General features: G+C 63.6%; 19 protein-coding genes. 6 read left to right on the top strand and 13 right to left on the bottom strand.

The features are described from left to right. Positions 1–2: 2 nt before the first annotated feature. A complete protein-coding gene (locus BM083_RS17495; RefSeq protein ID WP_009367219.1) occupies positions 3–1,340 on the bottom strand; it encodes an O-acetylhomoserine aminocarboxypropyltransferase/cysteine synthase family protein in 1,338 nt (445 codons plus the stop codon). 93 nt (positions 1,341–1,433) lie between these two features. Next, a complete protein-coding gene (locus tag BM083_RS17500; protein ID WP_089871114.1) occupies positions 1,434–2,705 on the bottom strand; it encodes a hypothetical protein in 1,272 nt (423 codons plus the stop codon). Positions 2,706–2,972: 267 nt separating this feature from the next. On the opposite strand from BM083_RS17500, the gene ligA reads away from it, so the two are divergent. Next, positions 2,973–5,063 (top strand): NAD-dependent DNA ligase LigA, encoded by a 2,091-nt coding sequence (gene ligA / locus BM083_RS17505; RefSeq protein ID WP_089871116.1) that lies wholly within the window; start codon positions 2,973–2,975, stop codon positions 5,061–5,063. Positions 5,064–5,084: 21 nt separating this feature from the next. Here the strand turns inward: ligA and BM083_RS17510 are convergent, their stop codons facing one another. The 6 genes from BM083_RS17510 to BM083_RS17535 form a co-directional block, all read right to left on the bottom strand. Further along, positions 5,085–6,257 (bottom strand): DUF2334 domain-containing protein, encoded by a 1,173-nt coding sequence (locus BM083_RS17510; RefSeq protein WP_089871118.1) that lies wholly within the window; start codon positions 6,255–6,257, stop codon positions 5,085–5,087. 156 nt (positions 6,258–6,413) lie between these two features. Then, entirely contained in the window at positions 6,414–7,232 is an 819-nt protein-coding gene (locus BM083_RS17515) for an ABC transporter permease (RefSeq protein ID WP_089871120.1), read from the bottom strand. Then, a complete protein-coding gene (locus tag BM083_RS17520) occupies positions 7,229–8,152 on the bottom strand; it encodes an ABC transporter ATP-binding protein (protein WP_089871122.1) in 924 nt (307 codons plus the stop codon). Before BM083_RS17520 ends, BM083_RS17515 begins: the two co-directional genes overlap by 4 nt. Positions 8,153–8,285: 133 nt before the next feature. Continuing rightward, positions 8,286–8,582, bottom strand: a complete 297-nt coding sequence (locus BM083_RS17525) for a DUF7967 family protein (protein WP_089871124.1) — start codon at positions 8,580–8,582, stop codon at positions 8,286–8,288. 55 nt (positions 8,583–8,637) lie between these two features. Further along, positions 8,638–9,501, bottom strand: a complete 864-nt coding sequence (locus tag BM083_RS17530) for a DUF5694 domain-containing protein (RefSeq protein ID WP_089871126.1) — start codon at positions 9,499–9,501, stop codon at positions 8,638–8,640. A 149-nt stretch (positions 9,502–9,650) separates the two neighbouring features. Next, the gene (locus tag BM083_RS17535) at positions 9,651–11,270 is read right to left on the bottom strand and encodes a methyl-accepting chemotaxis protein (protein ID WP_177197687.1); all 1,620 of its coding nucleotides are present in this window, start codon (positions 11,268–11,270) and stop codon (positions 9,651–9,653) included. Positions 11,271–11,388: 118 nt separating this feature from the next. On the opposite strand from BM083_RS17535, the gene BM083_RS17540 reads away from it, so the two are divergent. The 3 genes from BM083_RS17540 to BM083_RS17550 all read left to right on the top strand — a co-directional run bounded on the left by BM083_RS17540 (position 11,389) and on the right by BM083_RS17550 (position 13,825). Continuing rightward, the gene (locus tag BM083_RS17540; protein ID WP_089871128.1) at positions 11,389–13,125 is read left to right on the top strand and encodes an excinuclease ABC subunit C; all 1,737 of its coding nucleotides are present in this window, start codon (positions 11,389–11,391) and stop codon (positions 13,123–13,125) included. 122 nt (positions 13,126–13,247) lie between these two features. Continuing rightward, positions 13,248–13,535 carry a hypothetical protein gene (locus BM083_RS17545; RefSeq protein WP_089871130.1) on the top strand — a complete coding sequence of 96 codons (288 nt, stop codon included), beginning with the start codon at positions 13,248–13,250 and terminating at the stop codon, positions 13,533–13,535. 62 nt (positions 13,536–13,597) lie between these two features. Then, a complete protein-coding gene (locus BM083_RS17550; protein WP_089871133.1) occupies positions 13,598–13,825 on the top strand; it encodes a hypothetical protein in 228 nt (75 codons plus the stop codon). On the opposite strand, the gene BM083_RS17555 is transcribed toward BM083_RS17550, so the two are convergent. After that, positions 13,803–14,795 carry a CPBP family intramembrane glutamic endopeptidase gene (locus tag BM083_RS17555; RefSeq protein ID WP_089871135.1) on the bottom strand — a complete coding sequence of 331 codons (993 nt, stop codon included), beginning with the start codon at positions 14,793–14,795 and terminating at the stop codon, positions 13,803–13,805. The genes BM083_RS17550 and BM083_RS17555 overlap by 23 nt on opposite strands. 174 nt (positions 14,796–14,969) lie before the next feature. After that, on the bottom strand, positions 14,970–15,884 hold the full coding sequence (gene mdh / locus BM083_RS17560; RefSeq protein WP_089871137.1) for a malate dehydrogenase: 915 nt from the start codon (positions 15,882–15,884) through the stop codon (positions 14,970–14,972). A gap of 143 nt (positions 15,885–16,027) precedes the next feature. Between mdh and BM083_RS17565 the strand changes: the two genes are divergently transcribed. Further along, on the top strand, positions 16,028–16,702 hold the full coding sequence (locus BM083_RS17565; RefSeq protein WP_089871139.1) for an Sjogren's syndrome/scleroderma autoantigen 1 family protein: 675 nt from the start codon (positions 16,028–16,030) through the stop codon (positions 16,700–16,702). Between the two features lie 90 nt (positions 16,703–16,792). On the opposite strand, the gene BM083_RS17570 is transcribed toward BM083_RS17565, so the two are convergent. The 3 genes from BM083_RS17570 to BM083_RS17575 all read right to left on the bottom strand — a co-directional run bounded on the left by BM083_RS17570 (position 16,793) and on the right by BM083_RS17575 (position 20,001). Continuing rightward, positions 16,793–19,282, bottom strand: a complete 2,490-nt coding sequence (locus BM083_RS17570; RefSeq protein ID WP_089871142.1) for a DEAD/DEAH box helicase — start codon at positions 19,280–19,282, stop codon at positions 16,793–16,795. 144 nt (positions 19,283–19,426) lie between these two features. Then, positions 19,427–19,549, bottom strand: coding sequence for a hypothetical protein (locus BM083_RS24005; RefSeq protein ID WP_009367203.1), 123 nt, complete (start codon positions 19,547–19,549; stop codon positions 19,427–19,429). 206 nt (positions 19,550–19,755) lie between these two features. Beyond that, entirely contained in the window at positions 19,756–20,001 is a 246-nt protein-coding gene (locus BM083_RS17575; protein ID WP_089871144.1) for a ferredoxin, read from the bottom strand. Positions 20,002–20,137: 136 nt separating this feature from the next. Here BM083_RS17575 and BM083_RS17580 point away from each other — a divergent pair, with 136 nt between their 5' ends. After that, positions 20,138–21,217: a YihY/virulence factor BrkB family protein gene (locus BM083_RS17580; protein WP_089871146.1), complete on the top strand. Its 1,080-nt coding sequence runs from the start codon at positions 20,138–20,140 to the stop codon at positions 21,215–21,217. Positions 21,218–21,237 lie beyond the last annotated feature (20 nt).

The raw sequence follows: 21,237 nt of genomic DNA on the forward strand, positions 1-21,237 counted from the left end.
GGTCAGCGCCCCGACGTCGCCCGTTCGATACCCTGTTGCAGGTCGGCGACGATGTCGTCGGCGTCTTCGATACCGACCGAGAGACGAAGCATGTCCGGTCGGACGCCGCCGGCGCGCTGTTCCTCCTCGGACAACTGGGCGTGCGTCGTGGACGCCGGGTGGATGATGAGCGTCTTCGAGTCGCCGATGTTGGCGAGGAAAGAGGCGAGTTCGACCTCCTCGCAGAGCGTCTTCGACGCCTCGAACCCGTCGGCGAGACCGAACGTAATCATGCCGCCGTACCCACCGACGGACGTGCCGCCCGTCGAGGTGCCACTCGCGTCGCTCGCGGCACCACCTGCCAGATACTTAGTCGCGTTGTCGTGGGTCTGATGGTCCTCGAATCCGGGGTAGAGCACCCACCCGACCTCGTCGTGGTCGCGGAGGAACTCGGCGACCGCTCTCGCGTTCGCACAGTGTTGCTTCATGCGAAGCGGGAGGGTTTCGAGGCCCTGGAGGGTGACCCAGGCGTCGAACGGCGACTGTTGGTTGCCGAGCGAGCGAACCGCCCGCTGACGGGCGGCCATCGCGAAGGCACGCTTGCCGAACCGTTCGGTGAAGTCGATACCGAACGCCGGGTTCTCGCCCGAGATTTCAGGATAGTCGGCGTCGGGGTGGTCCCACGGGAAGGTACCGCCGTCGACGAGGATGCCGCCGAGTGTGGTTCCCGACCCGTGAATCCACTTCGTCGTCGACTCCCAGACGATGTCCGCGCCGTGTTCCAGCGGGTTGCAGAGGTACGGCGTCGCGAAGGTGTTGTCGACGACGAGGGGGACGGCGTGGTCGTGCGCAATCTCCGCGACACGTTCGAAGTCCGGCGTCACGAGCGACGGGTTGGCGATAGTCTCGACGTGGACGAACGCGGTGTCGTCGTCGATAGCGTCCTCGTAGGCGTCGTAGTCGAGCGTCTCCACGACGCGCGTCTCGATACCTCGTCGGGAGGCCATCTTCGTGAGGTAGGTAGAGGTACCGCCGTACATGTCGGCGGAGGCGACGACGTTGTCGCCGACGGAGGCGAGAATGCTCGTCGCGGCGTCGAACGCGCCCATCCCGGCGGCAGTGGCGACGGCGTCGACGCCGCCTTCCAGCGAAGCGAGGCGCTTTTCGAGCATCCTGACAGTTGGATTCGAGATGCGCGAGTAGACGTCGCCCTCCTCGTCCAACGCGTACAGCGCCGCGGCGTGGTCGGCGTCGTCGAAGACGTACGACGTCGTCTGGTAGATTGGTGGGGCGCGCGCCCCTGTCGCGGGGTCCGGTTCCTGTCCGGCGTGGAGGCTCCGGGTGTGGAAACCACGAGTCATGTATGTGGCGCATATTTCCCCACCAACTTATAACCCTAAGTTACGGCAAGCATCTCCGTCCTGCGACGAGGAGCGGTACGGCCGGTGGGGGTCTCAGAATCCAAGCAACGACCAGCAGAGGGCACCGACCCAGAGCGTCGCGCCGGCGAGGGTGTACCCGTGGCGAGTGACCACGTCGTCGCTCCAGCGGACACCGCCAGCGGCGATGAGACCGATGGCGAGGAGGAGCGTGACCCGGTGGACGACTACCGCGATAGGGAGCGTCGTAATCTGGAGCGCCGAGTAGTCGAGGAGGAATCCGACTCCCAGGCCGATGGCGGCGACGACGAACCCGTCGTCGGCCCGGAGCGTGTAGCCGAGATACGAGGCGAGAATCGGCAATCCGAACGCGAGGATGGGAAAGCAGATAGCTGCGATGACCTTCGGCGAGTCCCCGAGCGGCGTCTGTTGTTCGAGGGCGATACTGACCAGACGAACGGTGAACGGGAGACTAGCCATCGTTAGAAACAGCGTAACGTGGCTGCTGGAGAGACGGTGCGAGAGTTCCGAGTCTTCGAGGACGTCTCTGACGCTACCCAAACGGTCGGTGACGGCCGCGAGGAGTCCGAGTACGGGGAGGACGAAGAACTGTGGACCACCGACCGTCCAGTCGACTAGGTCGATGACCGTCACCCAGCCGTCGGTGTCCATGATACCGCCGTTTCCGTAGCGTTGCCGCTCGATAGCGCCGAGGTAGCGCGTCCCGTAGAAATCCCGTTCGACGTGACGCTGGGCCTCTGCGAGGCTGTTGACTGTGTGTCTGAGTCTGAACCAGTCCCAGTGTTCGTGGTGTGCCTGGACGGCCGTCCACCGCTTGGTCGGCGTTCCGCCTTCGTACAGTCGGAGATGATACCGCGTCCCGAAGTACGACCCGTCGTGTAGTTGGTACGTCTCGTCTTTCCAGACGCCGCCCGACTCCGTCTCGACGTAGGTGTAGCGCGTCGCGCCGTCCGATTCGCTCCACCGCGTGCTCGTCCCGTTGAGGATGACCGTCTCGTTCGAGGGAGTCTTGGTCGTCCACTGAGAGTCCGAGTCCTCGTTACTGGCTACGAAGAGTCGGCGGACGGTGTCCGCGTCTTCGTGAAACACGACGTTGATAGGGAGCGTCAGTGTACTGAAATCCTTCTCTCTGCTGGTGTAAGGCCAGAGCTTCGTAGTACCGTTGATGTAGACGTTGACGAATTTGACGTTCGGTGTCGCGTCTATCTGCTCTTCGGTCTGCGTCGCCGAGGCAACGTGAGCGGGCCCGACGAGTGCCAGTGTGACAAGTAGGTAACAGCAGATGCCGGCCCAGACGAGACGGTGCCGCGAGTTGACTCCCTTCATACCCCGGTAGAGGGTTCACAGCGAAGAGAGATTATTAGATGCGCATTAATGTCGGTTTTCGTTTAAGACGAGGAACGCTCGTCAGCCGTGAGCGTGCGTCTCTCCAGCGGTACTGCTCGTCGTGGCCGCGACGAGGAGTGCCGTACTGTCCCGCTCGGTTGCAGCGCTGTTCTCTCCAGAGAACTACTCCGGACTACGTGGTCGAAACATGTCTCCTGTACACCTGTCTGGCTGTGTTTTTTGTCGTCCGTCTTCGAACCTCCACCAATGACCGAGCAGGCGTCGAGTGAGAACCCCTACCTGCGCGACCCGCCGACCGAGTTCGACCCGGTCGAAGCACTAGACAAAGACGCGGCGCGAGACCAAGCCGAGTCGCTCCGCGAGGCCATTCGCGAACACGACCACCGGTACTACGTGGAGGGCGAGCCGCTCGTCGCCGACCGGACCTACGACGCGCTGTTCTCCCGACTCCAAGAGATAGAGGACGTCTTCGGCCTCCAGACCGAAGACAGTCCCACTCGACGGGTCGGCGGCGAACCTATCGACGAACTCGACACTGTCGAACACGTCATCCGGATGCTCTCTATCGAGCAGAGCGGCGAAGCCGAAGACGTCCGCGCGTTCGACGAACGGGTCCGAAAGGAAGTCGGTGAGATGGGAGATATCGAGTACGTCTGCGAACCGAAGTTCGACGGCCTCTCGGTCGAAGTCGTCTACGAGGAGGGAGAGTACACCCGTGCCGCCACGCGAGGGAACGGCGAGGAGGGCGACGACGTGACCGCCCAAGTCCGGACGATTCGCTCGATTCCGCAGAGGCTTCGCGGCGACTACCCCGACTCTCTCGCCGTCCGCGGCGAGATATACATGCCGCGCGACGAGTTTACCCAGTACAACCGTGAGCGCGTCGAGGCGGGCGAGGACCCCTTCGCCAACCCGCGAAACGCCGCGGCGGGGAGTCTGCGCCAACTCGACCCCGCCGTCGTCGCCGACAGGCCCTTAGAGTGCTTCTTCTACGACGTGATGGATGCGACAGAGCGCCCCGACACCAACTGGGTCGAGTACGAGAAGTTGGCGGACTGGGGGTTACGAACCACCGACGACGTCGAACTCGTCGACGACATTGAGGACGCAATCGACTACCGCGACGGGATGCAAGAGCGCCGAGAAGACCTGAACTACGAGATAGACGGGACGGTCATCAAGGTGAACGACCGCGAGCAGTGCGATGCACTCGGAGAGACGTCGCGGGCGATTCGTTGGGCGTTCGCCTACAAGTTCCCGGCCCGCGCGGAGGTGACGACGATACAGGACGTCGTCGTGCAGGTCGGCCGAACCGGCCGACTCACACCGGTCGCCCTGCTCGACCCCGTCGACGTGGGCGGCGTGACCGTCTCGCGGGCGACGCTCCACAACCCCGACGAGATCGAGAGTCTGGGCGTGAACGTCGGCGACACCGTCCGCGTGAAACGCGCGGGCGACGTCATCCCGCAGGTTGCAGAGGTCGTCGAGAAGAACAGCGAAGGTCACTACCAGTTCCCCGAGACGTGTCCCGTCTGCGGCAGCGACGTCGAACGCGACGGGCCCATCGCGTTCTGTACCGGCGGACTGGCCTGCGAAGCCCAACTCGAACGCGCCATCGACCACTACGCCAGTCGCGGCGGACTGGACATCGAGGGTCTCGGCGGCGAACGCGTCGAACAGTTGCGGGAGGCCGGACTGGTCGAGACGCTGCCGGACCTCTACCGTCTCGACCGAGAGGAAGTAGCCGAGTTAGAAGGCTGGGGCGAGACGAGCGCGGACAATCTCGTGAACGAAATCGAGGCGGCCCGCGAACCCGAGTTAGCGAACTTCCTCGCCGCACTCGGCATCCCGGACGTCGGCGGCGCGACGGCGCGCAACCTCGCCCGTGCGTTCGGGACGTTCGAGAGAGTCAGGAAAGCGGGCGAAGAAGACCTACAGGACGTGCCGGACGTCGGACCGAAAGTCGCCGAGAAGATTCGGGAGTTCTTCGAAAACGAGGAGAACGCCGCCGTCATCGACGACTTACTCCAGTTCGTGACGCCCCAGGAAGTCGAGATGGAGAAAGAAGACCTCGACGCACTCGACGGCCTGACCTTCGTCTTCACCGGGTCGCTGTCGGTCACGCGCGGCGACGCGCAGGCACTCGTCCAACGCTACGGCGCGAACGCGACGGGGAGCGTCTCGGGCAACACGAACTACCTCGTCGCTGGCGACGACCCTGGGCAGTCGAAACGCGACGACGCGGAAGCAAACGACGTGCCGGTTCTGGACGAGGAAGCGTTCGCGGCGTTGTTGGCCGAAAAGGGTATCGACTATCCGCCGAGCGAGGAAGAGTGACGTACCAACTGGCAGAGTGGGTTATCCGACGAACTGCTTGACGAAGTCGAGGACGACAGCGTAGAGTCGCTCGAAGCCCGACTTCGGTGGGGCCTCTTCGCTCGTCTCGGCGAGCGGTTCGGTAACTTGTTCCTGTTCGGGTCGCTCCGCGGGCGAGTCCTCGGCCAGTTCCGGTTCGCTCGTCTCCGTCAGTGTGTTCGACTCCCAGACGAGCCAGCCGTCGTCGACTCGCTCGAGTTTACCCTGCTGCGACCGTTCGGCGAACTCGCCGAGCGTCATGAACCGTACCCCCTCTCTGGACTTCATGTGGTGAATGAGTCCGCGAAGCGTCTGGAGTCGCGATTCGTCGGTAAACGTCGGGTAGTGGAGCATCTGCACGTAGACGCCGTTGTTCTGATGCGTGGCGTCGAACGCTTCTTCGAGTTCTTCCTCGGTGTAGAGTTCGTCTGCCGACCAGTCCTTGACGAAAGAATGTGAGTTCGGCACGTGGAGCATACCTCCGGTTTCGAACGGTTCTGACTCGTTGTAGTACTGAATAGTAAACCAACCGCCACCGGAAATGGCTGTATAATTCTGTCGAGTAAGGGCACGAACCGTGTTGTTGTCGTACGTATCGAACGGAGGGATGAACGTCGTCGAGCGCTCACCCGTACACGACTCGAGTATGTCAGTGCCATCACTGATTTGTTGATACTGAGTCGCGTAGGCAACGTCTCCGAACTCGCTCCCACCATAGAACGTCGTCGTCGCGTTGTGCGTGTAGCCGTGGAGTACGTACTCGAAGGTGTCGGGATGGGTGGTCGATTGTGTTCGGATGTACTGGCACAGTTGTCCCTCAGACAGGATTGCGCCATCTGCAGTCGTCGGAATTACTCCCTGAGTGACTGGAACACCTTCATCGACGAACACCTGGTCGACCGCACGCATCTCCGGTTGGCGATAGTATGGCTGAATGTCGTCGTTTCTGAAAATAACAATCGACTGATGGTGCTTCCACTCTCCGTCCGAACTGGGTTGTGCTTCTGACTGCGATACTGCACCCACTGGGGTGACGACTGCCGACGACAGAACGAGCAACAGCAGACATAGTGTGAGGCTCGTCCGAAGAGTTCTTCCACCGAACGAAGAGTCGAGTCGGCAAGGGAGTTTCTGGAGAATGACGTGCTCGCTCTCCGTTGCATTCCGACGGTTCATTATCCGAGCGATAGCGAAGAGAGGAGATGGTAATGCTCTGCTTACCAGTTAGTCAATAATTATAGATTGTCGCCAGTTCGAATGATTTTCTTGTCAGACGCCGACACTGCCGAGCGATGCGATTGGAAAATCACATCGACGAGAACGCACAACCGTTCAGAGGTCGGCCTGTTCGAACCGCCACAGACCCAAGAGTGGCGGTAGCGACAACCAGCCGAGCAGCATCGCAATCGCGGCCACCTGGAGGGTCACGTCACCGCCGGAGAACAGTTCACCGTTGAGGAACGCACCCGAGACGATTTTGAACGACCCCGTCGGGTTGAGGAGTCGAATCATCCGGAAGAGTTGCTGACCCGTCAGCGGTACCCATCCGGGGACGCCGCCGCTGAGTTGCAGGTAAATCTGCAGCGGGAACTGCGCGGCACCCCACAGCGGGACGAAGACGAGATACAGTCCCATCGCGCCCGCGGTGGCGAGTTGCTGTGAGCGCACTGCCGCCGAGAAGCCGACGGCGATGGCGACGAAGACGGTGCCGAGGAGCGCCGTCAGGAGGATGTAGCCGATGTACGACCCGGCGTCGAAGGTGAAGGGGCCGATGGCGAGCGCGAGCGCCGGTAGAATAAACCCGACGACGATGGGTGTGGCGATGGCCGCCGAGCGGCCGAGCACCTTCCCGAACACCACGTCGGCGCGGGAGTGCGGCAACGAGAGCAGCAGTTTCAGACTACCCGTCTCACGCTCGCCGACGATTGCGCTGTAGGCCATGATGAGCGCGATGAGCGGGATGAGCGTCGTGACGAGCGTCCCGCTCAGGATGTTGAGGATGTCGTTCGAACTCGCCGTCTGCCCCGCGGGCGGACGGACGAAGTAGGCGATACCCGACGTGAGCAGGACGAACAGCGCCGTCAGGCCGATGAGCCACCACGAGCGGACGGCGTCCTCGAAGTCCTTGCGGGCGATTGCTTCCCAACTCATGCCGACACCTCCTGTTTCTGCCCTTCGGTGTACGAGAGAAAGAGGTCTTCCAGCGACGCTTCGGTCGTCTCGAAGTCCTTCACCGTCACGCCGCGCGCTTCGAGCGTCGAGAGCACCTTCGTCTTCACGCTGCTCTCACAGGAGACGACGACGGTGCCGCCGTCGCCCGACACGGACTCCACGCCGTCGAGGGCGCGAACGGCGTCGAGGTCGTCGCTCGACGCGCTGTCGACGGTGAGTTCGAGGCGTTCTTCGCCGCCAGCGGCGTCGCGCAGGCCTTCGATGCTGTCCTCGGCGACGAGGGTTCCTTCGCGCATGATGCCGACGCGGTCACAGACCGCCTCGACCTGGCCGAGCACGTGCGACGAGAAGAACACCGTCGCGCCGCGGTCGGCCTCCGTGCGGACGATTTCGCGCATCTCTTTCGCTCCAGCGGGGTCGAGTCCGGAGGAGGGTTCGTCGAGGATGAGGAGGTCCGGTTGCCCGACGAGCGCCATTCCGAGTGCGAGACGCTGACGCATCCCTTTGGAGTAGCCACCAGCCTTTCGGTCGGCGGCGTCGGCGATGCCGACCCGTTCGAGAATCTCGTCGGGGTGGTCGGTCGCGTCCTTCGAGCGGATGGCGAACTCGACGTGTTTACGACCGGTGAGGCGGTCGTAGATGTCGAACCCCTCGGGGAGGACACCGGTGCGTTGTCGGACGGCCACGCTGTCACGTTGGGCGTCGTAGCCGAGAACGCTGACGTCGCCCGTCGTCGGTCGGACGAAGTCGAGAATCATGTTGATGGTCGTCGACTTTCCCGCACCGTTCGGGCCGAGAAAGCCGAACACCTCGCCCTCGGGGACCGTGAGGTCGAGACCGTCGACGGCGGTGACGTCGTCGTAGCGTTTCGTCACGCCGGTCAGTTCGATAGCGGCCATGGTTGCGGCTTGTACGACCACCGCATAAAGGGTTTAGGTCTCTCCAGAGCCGACAGATTGACAATCGTCGCAGCGACGAACAGCGTCCGAGACGCCGTCGTCGGCCGGTCTCGCGACGACTCGACCGACGGGGTTACAGTTCCTCGTCGGGGTCGTACTGCTCGGCCGTCCGCTCGGCCTCCGTCGCGTAGCGTTCGCGCGTCTCTTCGTCGGGCGTGTCGTTCAGTCGGTCGGGTTCGACGTCGATGGCGGCGGTAGCACCGGTGCCACGCTGTTGCATCAGGGTCGCCGCAATCTCCTTCTGGAGCATCTGCTCGCCGTCGGGCGTCGCGTAGACGAGCGTAATGAGATTTCGGTCGTCGTAGGTCCGTTCGACTAACCAGAGTTGGACGGTCTCTGTGGCGTCAGTGGACTCCGAACTGTCGGTCATTAGGCTGTGTTCGCACGAGCGGTCCTTGTACTCTGTGACCGAGCGTCGTCGCCGCTCACTCGTCGTCCGGGAGGTACGGAAGCGCGCTGAGGGGGCAGAACTGCGAAAACTGAGTGAGTAGGTGTCGGAGCACGTGAACGTGGCCGGCACCGACGACGAAGAGGACGCGGTCGGTGTCGTCGTCGACGACCCGCCAGAGGTTGTGAACCATCCGGAGGTTTCGCCGGTACCAGTTGGCGAGGGCGTCCGGCCCGGCGTAGTTGTCGCCCTCCCCGTGCCGCAGGAATCTGTCGAACATGCCGTCGTTGTAGTGGAGAGCGGCCTCCTCGTTCAGAAAACGGTGATACGCCGGAATCGACGACGCGGCGAGGCGTTCGTCGAGTGAAGTCTGGAGTTCGTCGTGGTCGATTCGAGGCACGTCGAGTTTCGGCGTCGTGTCTACGTCTCTCTCTTCCAGCGCGTCGAAGTCCGGCCCGGAACCGAGTCTCTCGGGGACGTCGACGGGGACGACGCGTTCGTGCTTGAGTCGGTCGGCGAGACGGAAGCCGACTTGGACGGACTCTCCCCGACAAGAGAGCAGGTCGGCGTCGTGGTGGACATGCTGCGGGTCGAACGTCCGCTCCTCGTCGTAAGCGACGTCGCCGTCTCGGTAGCGTGCATACACCTCGTTCACGTCGTCAGTCTGCGAAGCGGGATGTTCGACAGCGACGTGGTCGGGGTCCGCACGTTCGAGGTTCGAGACGAGTGTCTCCAGTTCTCGCTGTCGGGTGTCGACGAGAACGTCGTCGGTACTGATGTTCACCGTGTCGAGACCGGGTTCGTTCATGTGGTACGTACCGAGGAGGACGACGTCGACCTGTTCGGGCGTCGGTGTCGGCCACGTCGGCGTCTTCCGTGCGGTCGCTCGGGGTCTGAGCATCGTGCGACGACGAAGAGCGGGGACCGAATAACTGTTCGGGACGCTGACGTTTCGAATGTCGAGTGTCGAATCGGGTCCGAAAAGTGCTCCGTTGGTCGGTCAGAGACGCTACAGCGCCGAAGCCGAAGCGAACGAGTTCGTGCGGTGATTCAGTGCGACCGTTCGCCGCGCAGTTCGCCGACCGCGCCCGCGAGTTCGTCGATGGCGTCGGTCCCTTCGTCGGTGGCGTCGACGATGTGTGCGGCGGCTTCTTCGGTCTCCTCGGCGCGTTCTTGGACGTTCTCGATGGTCGCCGTGAGTTCTTCGACCGTCGTCGCCTGGTCGTCCGTCGCTCGCGACACCTCGGTGATGCCGTCGGCGGCCTCGTCGATAGCGTCGGCAATCTCCTCGAACGCCTCCAGCACGTCCGAAATCTGCTCGCCCGCGTGGTTGATGCGTTCGTGTGACTCCTCGGCGGCGTCCACGGTGGAGTCCGTCTGCGCTTGAATCTCTTCGATGCTCGTCGTAATCTGCTCGGTGTGGGTCCGCGTCTCGTCGGCGAGCGTCTTGACCTCCTCGGCGACGACGGCGAACCCGTCGCCGTCTTCGCCCGCGCGGGCCGCCTCGATGTTGGCGTTGAGCGCGAGGAGGTTCGTCTGGTCGGCCACGTCGGAGATGACCTCGACGACCGCCTCGATGTCGTCCATCCGTTCGCCGAGGTCGGTGACGCTCCGAACCACGTCGTCGCCGATGTCGACGACTTCGTTCGTCGCCGTCCGGGCGTCTTCGCTGGCGTCGAGACCCTGCGCTGCCGCGTCACGGGCCTGCGTCGCCGCGACGTCGACTTGGTCTGCGGTGGCGGCGACCTCCTCCATGCTCGCACTGAACCGCTGCATCTCGCTCGCCCCTTCCGAGAGCAGGTCGTTCTGCTCTTCGACGTTCCGAGCGATTTGATTCGCCGCCGTCGCCGTCCGTTCGACCGCGTGCGCCAACGACTGTGTCTCGGTGTCGACGCGCATCGCGACGTCTTCGAACCCTTCCGCCATCCCGTTGAGTTCGTCGACGACCGTGAGGAGTCTGTCTTCGACGACGCGCCCCTCTCGGTCGAAAGAGGCCCGTGCTTCGAGATGGCCGTCGACGAGCGCGTGGAGCGTCTGTTGGACCTCGTCGACGAGGTCCTCGATGTCGCTGTGGCGTCGAACTTCGTCCGTTCGGTCGCGGACGGTCTGGACGACGGCGACGAGGTCGCCGTCTTCGTAGATCGGCATCGACGTGTATCGGAAGTGGCGCTCGTCGCCGTAGCGGTCGGTCAGCGTCTCCTCCTCCGCGTAGAGTGAGAGCGTCTCGTCTTCGAGTGCGAGACCGTAGGTTCGGTCCGCCGTCTCGGGGGCGTCGAGCACTTTCTCCGCGAGCGTCTGTCGGCGCTGCGCGTCGGAGTAGAAGACCGTACTCACGGCCCGACTGCCGAGTGCTTGGTCGGCCGAGACGCCGGTGAGTTGTTCGAAACTGTGGTTCCACGCGACGACTTCGCCGTCGGTACGGAGCATGAAGACGGGCATCCCCACACCGTCGAGCAGCACGTCGTCGTCGATGTTCAACTCGTCGGCGGCGAGGTCGGTTTCGTCTTGAAACTCGAACTCGCCGCCGGAGGCGTCGGGGAGCGACGAGTCGGTTCCCGGAGACCCCTCGCTCTGGTCGGTGACGGTGACACCACCGTCAGTCATCGACGTCTTGCTCGACTCGTCGCCCGCGAGTCGAGAGAGTAGTGTTCGGACCGAATTGCGGAGCATACTGCCGTATCCTCACGTCCGGTTCCTTAATCTTCCCCAGTAAATTTCAAGGTTGATAATTGGAACCGATGTAGCGAGGACGTCAGTCTCAAGCCCGTTCGGATGCAAGCGTGGAGAGATGGATGTGACCGAGGTCCGCGAGCGCGCGAACGACCTCCCACGGGACCCCGGCGTCTACCAGTTCCACGACGGAGAGACGGTGCTCTACGTCGGCAAAGCGGTCGACCTCCGGAGTCGAGTCCGGTCCTACGCCGACCCGCGCAGCGACCGCATTCGACGGATGGTCGCTCGCGCGAACCGACTCGAGTTCGCCGTCACGGACACGGAGACGCAGGCGCTGCTGCTCGAAGCTAACCTCATCAAACGCCACCAACCACGGTACAACGTCCGGTTGAAAGACGACAAGTCCTACCCGCTGGTCCAGTTGACGGCTCATCCGGTTCCGCGAATCGAGGTCACGCGCGACCCCGACGAGGCCGCGACGGTGTTCGGCCCCTTCACCGACAAGGGACGGGTCGACGTCGTCGTCAAGGCGATTCGCGAGACGTACGGAATTCGGGGCTGTTCGGACCACAAGTACTCGAACCGCGAACGACCCTGTCTCGACTACGAGATGGGGCTCTGCACCGCCCCCTGTACGGGTGAGATTAGCGAGGCGAGGTATCGGGAGGACGTCGAGAGCGCGGTTCGGTTCTTCGAGGGCGAGACGGGTGTGCTCGCCGACCCGCTCCGCCGAGAGATGGAGCAGGCGTCGCAAGACCAGGAGTTCGAACGCGCCGCGAACCTGCGAGATAGGCTCGACGTCGTCGAGTCGTTCCACGGCGGCGGCGGCGAGGCAGTCGCCTCCCAGTCCGGAGAGCGCGCCGTCGACGTCCTCGGGGCGGCCCTCGAAGGCGAACGCGCCATCGTAGCCCGTCTCCACAGCGAACGCGGCCAACTCGTCGACCGGTCGCGACACCGCCTCGACGCACCCGAGGACAGCGAGGAGGGCGTCGCCGAGGTGCTCGCCGCGTTCGTCGCGCAGTACTACGCCGAACGCGAGTTGCCGGACGCGCTCTTGCTCTCGGAGCGACCCGACGACGAGGAGTTGCTGGCGTGGCTGGACGCGGAGGGTGTCGCCGTCCGCGTTCCGGGCGCAGGCCGCGAAGCCAAGTTGGTCGAACTCGCGCTCAAGAACGCCCGGCGCGGCCCCGGACAGGGCGACGAGTTGGGCGCACTCTCCGAGGCGCTCGGCCTCCCGCGAATCGAGCGCATCGAAGGGTTCGACGTGAGTCACGCGCAGGGGCGGTCTGTCGTCGGCAGCGACGTCTGTTTCGTGGGGGGGTCAGCAGAGAAAGCGGATTATCGAAGAAAGAAACTCACCGACCGCAACGACGACTACGCCAACATGCGCGAACTCGTGAAGTGGCGGGCCGAGCGGGCCGTCTCGGGCCGCGACGACAGACCGGACCCCGACCTGCTGCTCATCGACGGCGGCGACGGCCAACTCGGGGCGGCACAGGACGCACTGCAGGAAGTCGGGTGGGACGTTCCCGTCGTCGCCCTCGCGAAGGACCGAGAGTTGGTCATCACCGACACGCAGGTTTACGACTGGCCGAAGGACGCGGCGCATCTCCACGTGCTCCAGCGCGTCCGTGACGAGGCCCACCGCTTCGCCGTCCAGTACCACCAGACCCTCCGCGACGACGTGAAGACGGTGCTCGACGACGTTCCCGGTATCGGCCCCGAGACGCGGAAGCGACTCCTGCGGCGGTTCGGGAGCGTCGAAGGGATTAGAAACGCCTCCATCGACGACTTGTTGGACGTCGACGGTGTCGGTGAGAAGACGGCGAACGCCCTCCAGTCGCGGCTGTAAGGTGAGTAACTGGTGTAACTGATTCGTCTCTGCTCTCAGAACTCGACAGGAGAGCGTCGACTCTCCGACATACGTATCGCGATTCCGAACTTTCTTCTTAGACACCGAACGACTACCGTGCGATGGCCGATGACGAGTCAGCGGGGGCCGACGACGACCCGGTCGAACTCTCACACGACGAACTCAGAGAGCTGATACGAACGGAGGCACGCGACGTCGTCCGCGAGGAGATACGACGGACGCGGAGCCTCTTCGGGAGCATCATCGCTGGATTGTTCGGCTTCGTTATTCTCGGGCAGTCGATAGAGGCGGGCGGTATCTTGACCGCTATCCTCGTCGTCGTCGGCGTACTCCTACTCCTCGTCGCCGGTTTGGGGGCGACGAGTCTCTTTGGCACTAACAGAGAGTGACGGCGTGGGGCGACCCTGCTCGACAGTGACATTTTTGACGGGCGGTTCCGTCGTCGAAGCTGATGCCCTCCACAGAGCTCTCCGCCGACGAAGTCCGCGAAATCGCCCGTGAAGAGACGAGAAAGGCAATTCGGTCGGAACTGAGAGGGTACGCTTACGGCGTGGTCGGTCTCGTGGTAGGCTTTCTCGGCCTCCCACTGCTCTTCATGGCGGCGTCTTCGGGAAATCTCGCTGTCGTCGCGGTAGTCGTCGTCGCGCTCGTCGGGTTCACCGCGCTTCTGCTGTGGTAGCGTCGGCGGTGTCACTCGACGAGGCGTCGTCTACCGGCGGCGTCCCGGTGAACACCTCGCTGCGCCACAGTAACCACGCCGCCGCGACGGTCCATCCGAGACCACCGACCAGTCCGAGCGGCGTCGGGCCGACCAGTGGGTTCGGCTGCCCGGCGACGAACAGCACGCTGAGACCGGCGACGGCGTTGATGGCGCCGTGGCCGATGGCGGCGGGCCAGACGCTCTCGCTTCGGAGCGTCACCCACGCGAGGAAGACACCTGTCGTGAGGGTGAACCAACACATCGCGAGGAAACCGGTCCACGGCACACCGGGATACTCGAAGCCGTAGTTGTAGCCCATCGCGATGAGCGGCCAGTGCCACGCCCCCCAGACGAGTCCAACAAGGAGCGTCGCCTGTCGCGTTCCGAGTGGGAGCAGTTTCGGGAGCAGGTAGGCGCGCCACCCGAACTCCTCGCCGAAGGCGAACAGCATGTTGATGAGTGGTGCGATGGTGACCGCTGCGACGAGTTGGATGGCGACGAGCGTCCACGGGTCGATACCGATGTCGCCGCCTGCGGCCTGCCGAAGCGCCTCGGTGTACGTCGTGAGTTCCGGGTCGAACGAGGCCGAGAAGACGGCGAAGTAGACGCCTGCACCGACGAGCGTCAACAAGACCGGAGCGAACCACGCCACGGCGTAGACACGGAGTGAGCCCCTGAGGTGCGGGCGAATCTGGAGGTCCTTTCGCCCTTCGCCAGTGAGGAGTCGGGCAGCGACGTTGCCGAGAGCGGGAGCGAACATGTACGCCGTCGGGAGAAGTACCGTCGCGAGCGTGATACCGAGACCGGGGAGGAGTTCGGGACTGTCGGTGAGTCCACCGGTCAGAAAGAGCGCCGCCGCCGTCGCCCACGCGACGCCGTAGGCGACGACCAGGAAGATGGCGACACGACGTGTCTCGATGGAATGACTGTCTGATTGCTGGAGGGACATGCGGCTACAGATGCTGGCAGCGAGCAAAAAGCGTCGGGTCTGGTAGAATTCGCCAGGTCACCCTCGTTTCGGGCTGACGGGAGTAACGGAGGTGATAGCAGTGACAGAAGTAACTGAAGGAGTTGAGCGGACTGCCAAAATGGTGAAGAAGACGGGTTTCTGCGGCGACGCCGCTTACGAAATCTTGTCGTACTGGTCGCTCAGTTTCTCGGCGGCCTCGTCCATCAGATTCTGCTCGTAGTCGTCGAGGTCCCACTCGACGACTTCCTCGATACCGTTCGAGCCGAGTTTGACGGGGACGCCGAAAGCAGTGTCCTCGTAGCCGTACTCGCCGTCGAGGACGAGCGACCCGGGCAGCACCTCGCCGGTGTCGCGCAGGATGGCTTCGACCATGTGGGCGACGCCCGTCGCCGGGCCCCACTGCGTCGCACCTTTTCGGCTGATGACGTCCATCGCCGACTCCTGCAGGTCGCCGAGAATCTCCTCTCTCTCACTCTCGCTGAACTCGGGGTCCTTGCCGTCGACGCGGACCTTCGAGAACACGGGCACCTGTGCGTCGCCGTGTTCGCCGAGAATCGTCGCCTCGACGTTCTTGACGGGGACGTCGAAGCGCTCCGAGAGGACGTAGCGGAAGCGCGCGGAGTCGAGTCGGCCACCGAAGCCGACGACCTTGTGTCGGTCGCGGTCGCCCGCCTCGTAGAGGTGGCGGTTGAGCAGGTCGACCGGGTTCGACGTCGTCACGGAGACGAAGTCGTCGTTGTACTCGGCGATGGACGACCCGATGTCGGCCATGATGGGCGCGTTGTCGCCCGCGAGGTCGATACGCGTCTGGCCTTCCTTCCGCGGAATGCCGGCCGTGACGACGACGACGTCCGACCCCTCGGTGGCCGAGTAGTCGCCCTGTCGAACCGTCGTGTTCGAGTCGTAGGCGATGCCGTGGTTCGTATCGGCCGCCTGTCCGATCGTCTTGTCCTCCATGTCCGGGATGTCCACGAAGACGAGTTCGTCGACCACGTCACGGAGTGCGAGATTGTATCCTGCGGCGGCACCGACCGTCCCTGCGGCGCCGACCACGCTAACTTTCGTCATACCACGTAAACCTGCCCGCGGATTCCGATTAAACGCTTCGGAACGGGCGGAAACCCACGGTTCCGACGTTGTTGACATACGACAATCGTCGAAGACGACGGCGTCCCGTTGTCTTTTTCGATGCGAGGAACGAGAGTAGAGCCATGAGCGAGTTCGACAAAGAGGCCGAACGAGAGAAACTCCGCGAGAAGTTCGCGAAGGACGACGAGAAACGACAGAGTACGAAACGAATGAGCGAACTCCTGTTGAAGGGTGCGACGATGACGAACAGTCACTGCAACACCTGCGGTGACCCCGTCTTCCGCTTCGACGGACAGGAGTTCTGTCCGTCGTGCCAAGATGCAGAAGTGTCCGGCGGGCAGATTCGACTTCGGAACCCGAGCGGACAGCAGGCGGCACAGACGCAGACCGACTCGTCGGAGCGTGAGGCGACGGTAGCGTCCGAGACACAGCAAGCGCAGCAGACGAAACAAGCACAGCAAGCGCAACAGGCGCAACAAGCACAAGAGACCCCGCAGGCCCGTGACGGCGAGACAGCAGGCCCCGCTGTCGAACCGACGCAACCGCCGGTGCCGACGAGCGAAGCGGCCGACGAATCGAAGACGGCGGCGACGTCGCCGGAGACGAGAGGGGCGGCAGAGACGAAGACGAGTTCGACCGGCGACGACGCGAACCTCGACACCGCCCGCGCCGCCCTCCGCCGGACGGTGACACGCTACGCCGAGGAGGCCGAGCGAACCGACGACCCTCGGCGCGCCCGCGAACTGCTCGCTGCCGCCCACGAGGCCGCCGAGACGCTCGCCGCGCTTCGCCGCTGATCCGACTCCTTATCGCTCGCTCGCAGTTGGTGAAAGCCCCACAGGTGGAGGTAGTGCCGGTGACAGGCGTTCCCCGACTCCGGCACTGGGTCAGTAGTCGCTGCCGATAATCTCGCGAATCCGCTCGGCCGTGACCTCGCCGACGCCCGACACTTCCAGCAGGTCGTCTTTCGGCGCAATCATCACGGCTTCGACGCTCCCGAAGTGGTCGAGGAGCGCCTGTGCCGTCACCGGACCGATGTCGGCGATGGACTCGACGACGTACTCCTGTTGCTCCGAGAGCGTCTTCGCGCTCTTCTCGCCGTGAGCGCTCACGGTGCGCTTACGCTTCGTCTGTTCGCGCGAGGCGATGACTTCGAGCAAGTCGGCCGTGTCGCCCTCGTCTTCGGTTCTGAGGACACTCGCCCCGTAGTCCACAGCCAAGGAGGCGAGTGCACCGCGGATGGCGTTCGGGTGGACGTTGCGCTCGCCGTAGAGGTTCTCACCTTCGACGATGACCACGGGCCGCGAGTAGTGTCGCGACATGTCTCGGACCTGCTCGAACATCGAGCGGTCGCCGCCGGTCAGCGTGTCGAGGAAGTCAGAGACGGACTTGCGTTCGACGGCGACGCGGTCCGAGAGGATGTAGTCACCGACGGCGAGGGTTTCGAGGCGCGTGTGGACGCCGTCGCGCTGTGAGAGGGTGCGGGCGATGTTCGAGTCGAGTTCTCGCTGGTCGACGACGATTTCGACCACCTCCGCTTCGGGGTCGCTCTCGGCGGTGGCGACGACGCTCTCGTCTTCCGCCTCGTCTGTTTCGACGTTTTCGTCTGCCTCGGCATCTTCGTCTTCTCTCGTGGCTCCCGAGTCGGCTGGCTCGGTCGAGTCGGCCGTCGTCGCCTGCGCCGTCGTCTGTTCAGCGTCGTCTGCGTGGTCTTCGTCGACCTCACTCTCGTCGAAGTCTGCTAGTCCGGGTCCGAGACGGTTCTCGCGACTCTCGCCGTTTTCGCTACTGAACTCGCCGAGCGACCGCTGGCTCTTGTCGAGTTGCTGCTCTAGCTCGTCGGCGGCCGTCTTCAGCTTCTGGAGTTCGTTCTCCATCTTCGACTCGCGGCGGCGAGAGATCCAGAAGTACACCTCGTCGCGGGTGTCCTCGGCCATCAGCACGATGACCTTCCCCTCTGTCTGGCGGCCGGTTCGACCCTTTCGCTGGATAGAGCGAATCGCGGTGGGGACCGGTTCGTAGAACAGCACGAGGTCGACTTCGGGAACGTCCAGTCCCTCCTCGGCGACAGACGTCGAAACGAGCACCTCGAACTCGCCGTTGCGGAAGGCGTCGAGCGTCTCCTGTTGCTCCTTCTGACTCATCCCGTCGGAACCCTCTTTGTTCCCCTGCCCGACGAACCGCCGCGTCGAGAACGACTGCGAGAGGAAGTCGGTGAGGGCTTCGGCGGTGTCACGGGATTCGGTGAAGACGATGACGCGTTCGCCGTCGTTGATGCCGAGCGTCTCGGCGAGCAGGATGCGCGTCTTCGAGAACTTCGGGTGGAGCGCATCGAACGACTCGGCTTTCCGCATCGCCTCTCTGACCTTCGGTTCGGAGACGAGTCGCTGACTGGCCTTCGAGGCACCCGACGAGCGGGCGGCGTTGCGCTGGCGTTCGAAGTATCTCCGGACGGATTCGACGCTCTGCGTCTCGACCAGTTCGACGGCACGCCGAAGTTTCATCACCTCGGCGTGGACGGACATTCCCTTGTAGCCTTTCGACTGGTCGTTGTCCATCATTTTTCGCAACTGCCCGCGCATCGCGTTGAGTTTCTTCTGTGAGAGGTCCGGACTCGTCGTGCCGCTGACGCCGAGTTCCTTCAACTGCTCCAGGCGGTCGACGATGACCTCGTTGAGCGCGTCGCGAATCGCCAGAATCTCCTCGGGAAGCTGAATCTTCTCCCACCGGACCTCGGTGTCGTAGGTGTGTTCGCCCACGTCGGCGTCGTCCTCGGTCATCACCGCGACTTCGGTGAGTCCGAGGTTCTCACACACTTCGAGGATGGACTCCTCGTCGCCGCCGGGCGAGGCACTCATCCCGGTGACGAGCGGGTCGGCGGCGTCGGCGTGGTAGCGTTCGGCGATGTAGACGTACGCGTAGTCGCCGGTGCCGCGGTGGCACTCGTCGAAGGTGAGATGCGTGACGTCCCGCAGGCTGATGCGGTTGCCGACGAGGTCGTTCTCGACGACTTGGGGCGTGGCGATGACGATCTTCGCGCTCTCCCAGAGTTCGGCGCGGTCGTCGGGGCGAACCTCGCCGGTGAAGACGACGATGTCCTCGTCGGGAAGTTGGAGGGCTTCGCGGTAGAAGTCGGCGTGCTGCTGGACGAGGGGTTTCGTCGGCGCGAGAAAGAGCGACTTGCCGCCGACTTCGTGGAGGCGTTCGGCGGTCAAGAGGAGACTCACGGTGGTCTTACCGAGACCAGTCGGGAGACAGACGAGCGTGTGGTCGTCGCGGGCGGCCCCGGCCAAGCGAATCTGGTACAGTCGTCGCTCGATGAACGTCGGGGCGAGGAGAGGATGCTCGACGTACGCGACGTCGTCCGTAGCGGCCATTGGGCCTCGTTCGTCGTCGTCGTGAATAAGCGTTGGTGAACCGCAGTGAAAGTAAAGAGAGGGGACGGAGTCGAACTGGTCGACGACACCGTCGTGTCATCGTGCCGTCGCCCCGGGGTGTCAGCGCGGCGGCGGGATAGGGGGTCAGTTGGGTCGGTTCAGCCGTCGGTCGCGGGTGAGGACGGCGCCGTCGTCGAGGCCCTCGGGGACCTCCGCGCCGACGAGGTCCGCCCACTCCGCGATTCGGTTGCGTGTCTGTTGACTCATGCTCTCGCCCTCGAAAGGTGTATCTCAATCAAGATATATAACGGTTGTGTCGGCGAAGAAACAAACTGTTCGTCTCGAACCCGCTGTGTCCGACAGGCGGCTGACGCGGCGAGCGGAGGCGACTCATAATGACTGCTGTAAGTCGGTACCGATCCGACCGCATGCCGTCGTGCGGTCGGATCGGTACACAGTTACAGCAGTCATTATCAGGGGACGAGCTGTTCGCCGTCGTCGTCGTAGAGGGTGATGGCGTCGACGGGACAGACGCGGGCGGCGAACTCCGCATCGAACTCCGCATCTTCGGGGACTTCACGGACGAACACCTGTTCGTCGACTTCTTCGGCGTCTACCAAATCGGCTTTCCCCGCGTCGAGGTTCTTCTCGAAGGCGTCCCACTCGTCGACGCACTGGAAGATGCCGATACAGGTCTCGCGGTCGTACTCGATTTTCATGTCACTCCGTTCGGTCGTGGGTTACAAAGCGATGACGAACGGTTCGCTCGTGGCGACGATTTCGGGATTCGATCGGGCCAAAGAGGTCTAAAAGGGCCACCGCGTTGATTGTGGGGCGAAGCGAACAGTGTTACACATGCTAACCGGGTCTCGGGTCGTCGCCGCAGTGAGAGCAATCGGGGCGGAGTTCAGCGAGAAGAACGTCACGTTCATGGCCGGCAGTATCGCGTACAACGCGTTCGTCTCACTCGCCCCGTTACTCGTCGTGCTCCTCCTCGCGGTGAACGTTCTGAACAGTGACCTGGAGAGTCAAGTCCTCACGCTCGCGAACCAGTATCTGACGCCGAGCGTCAGCAGACTCGTCGAACGAGTGGTCGACGGCGACAGCAGTACGACGAGCGCCTCGGTCATCGGTCTCGTCGTGTCGTTGTGGGGGTCGCTCAAGATATTCCGCAATCTCGACACGGCGTTCTCTGAAATCTTCGAGTCCGACGTACAGAACTCGTTCACCGACCAACTTCGAGACGGTCTCGTCGTGCTGTTCGCGCTGCTCGTCGGTGTCGTCGGGATGGTGTTCGCGACTGCCGCCTTCTCGTACTTCGAGTGGGTTCCGTACGTCGGTCTCCTCAGTCCCGTATCTCTCTTCGTGGGACTCTGCGTCGCGTTCTTCCCCTTGTTCTACGTCTTTCCCGACGTCGACCTCGAACCGCACGAGGTGCTGCCGGGCGTCGTCGTCGCGGCGGTCGGGTGGGCGATTCTCCAAGGGGTCTTTCAGGTGTACACCATCGTCAAAGGCGGGTCCGACGCCGCACTCCTCGGAACGCTCATTCTCGTCGTCACGTGGCTCTACTTCAGTGGCATCGTCCTGCTTCTCGGTGCCATCGTCAACGCCGTGCTGACGGGGAACGCTGGCAACCTCGTCGACCGACGCACAGGGATGTCGTCGACGGCCGAGACAGAACGGGACCTCACAACCGACGACGCCGCCCCGTACCTCGCAGTGCTCCGTGAGGACGTCACCGGCCGCTACGTGGGAATGCGACCGACGAAACGGACACGGCCGGTGCAGGACGGCGGCCGGAGACGCCCTCGACCCAGCGGGAGAATCCACGTCGAAGAGCACACTGTCGAGACACTCGACGGGAGCGAATGGGAAGTGACGCTCCGGTATCCGTACGAGTCGAAAGAAGAGACGGAGACGAAGATGGGCTGGTGACTCCCCGTCCGACAGTTTAA

Origin of the sequence: Halogranum rubrum (assembly GCF_900114455.1) — an archaeon.
Lineage (GTDB): Archaea > Halobacteriota > Halobacteria > Halobacteriales > Haloferacaceae > Halogranum > Halogranum rubrum.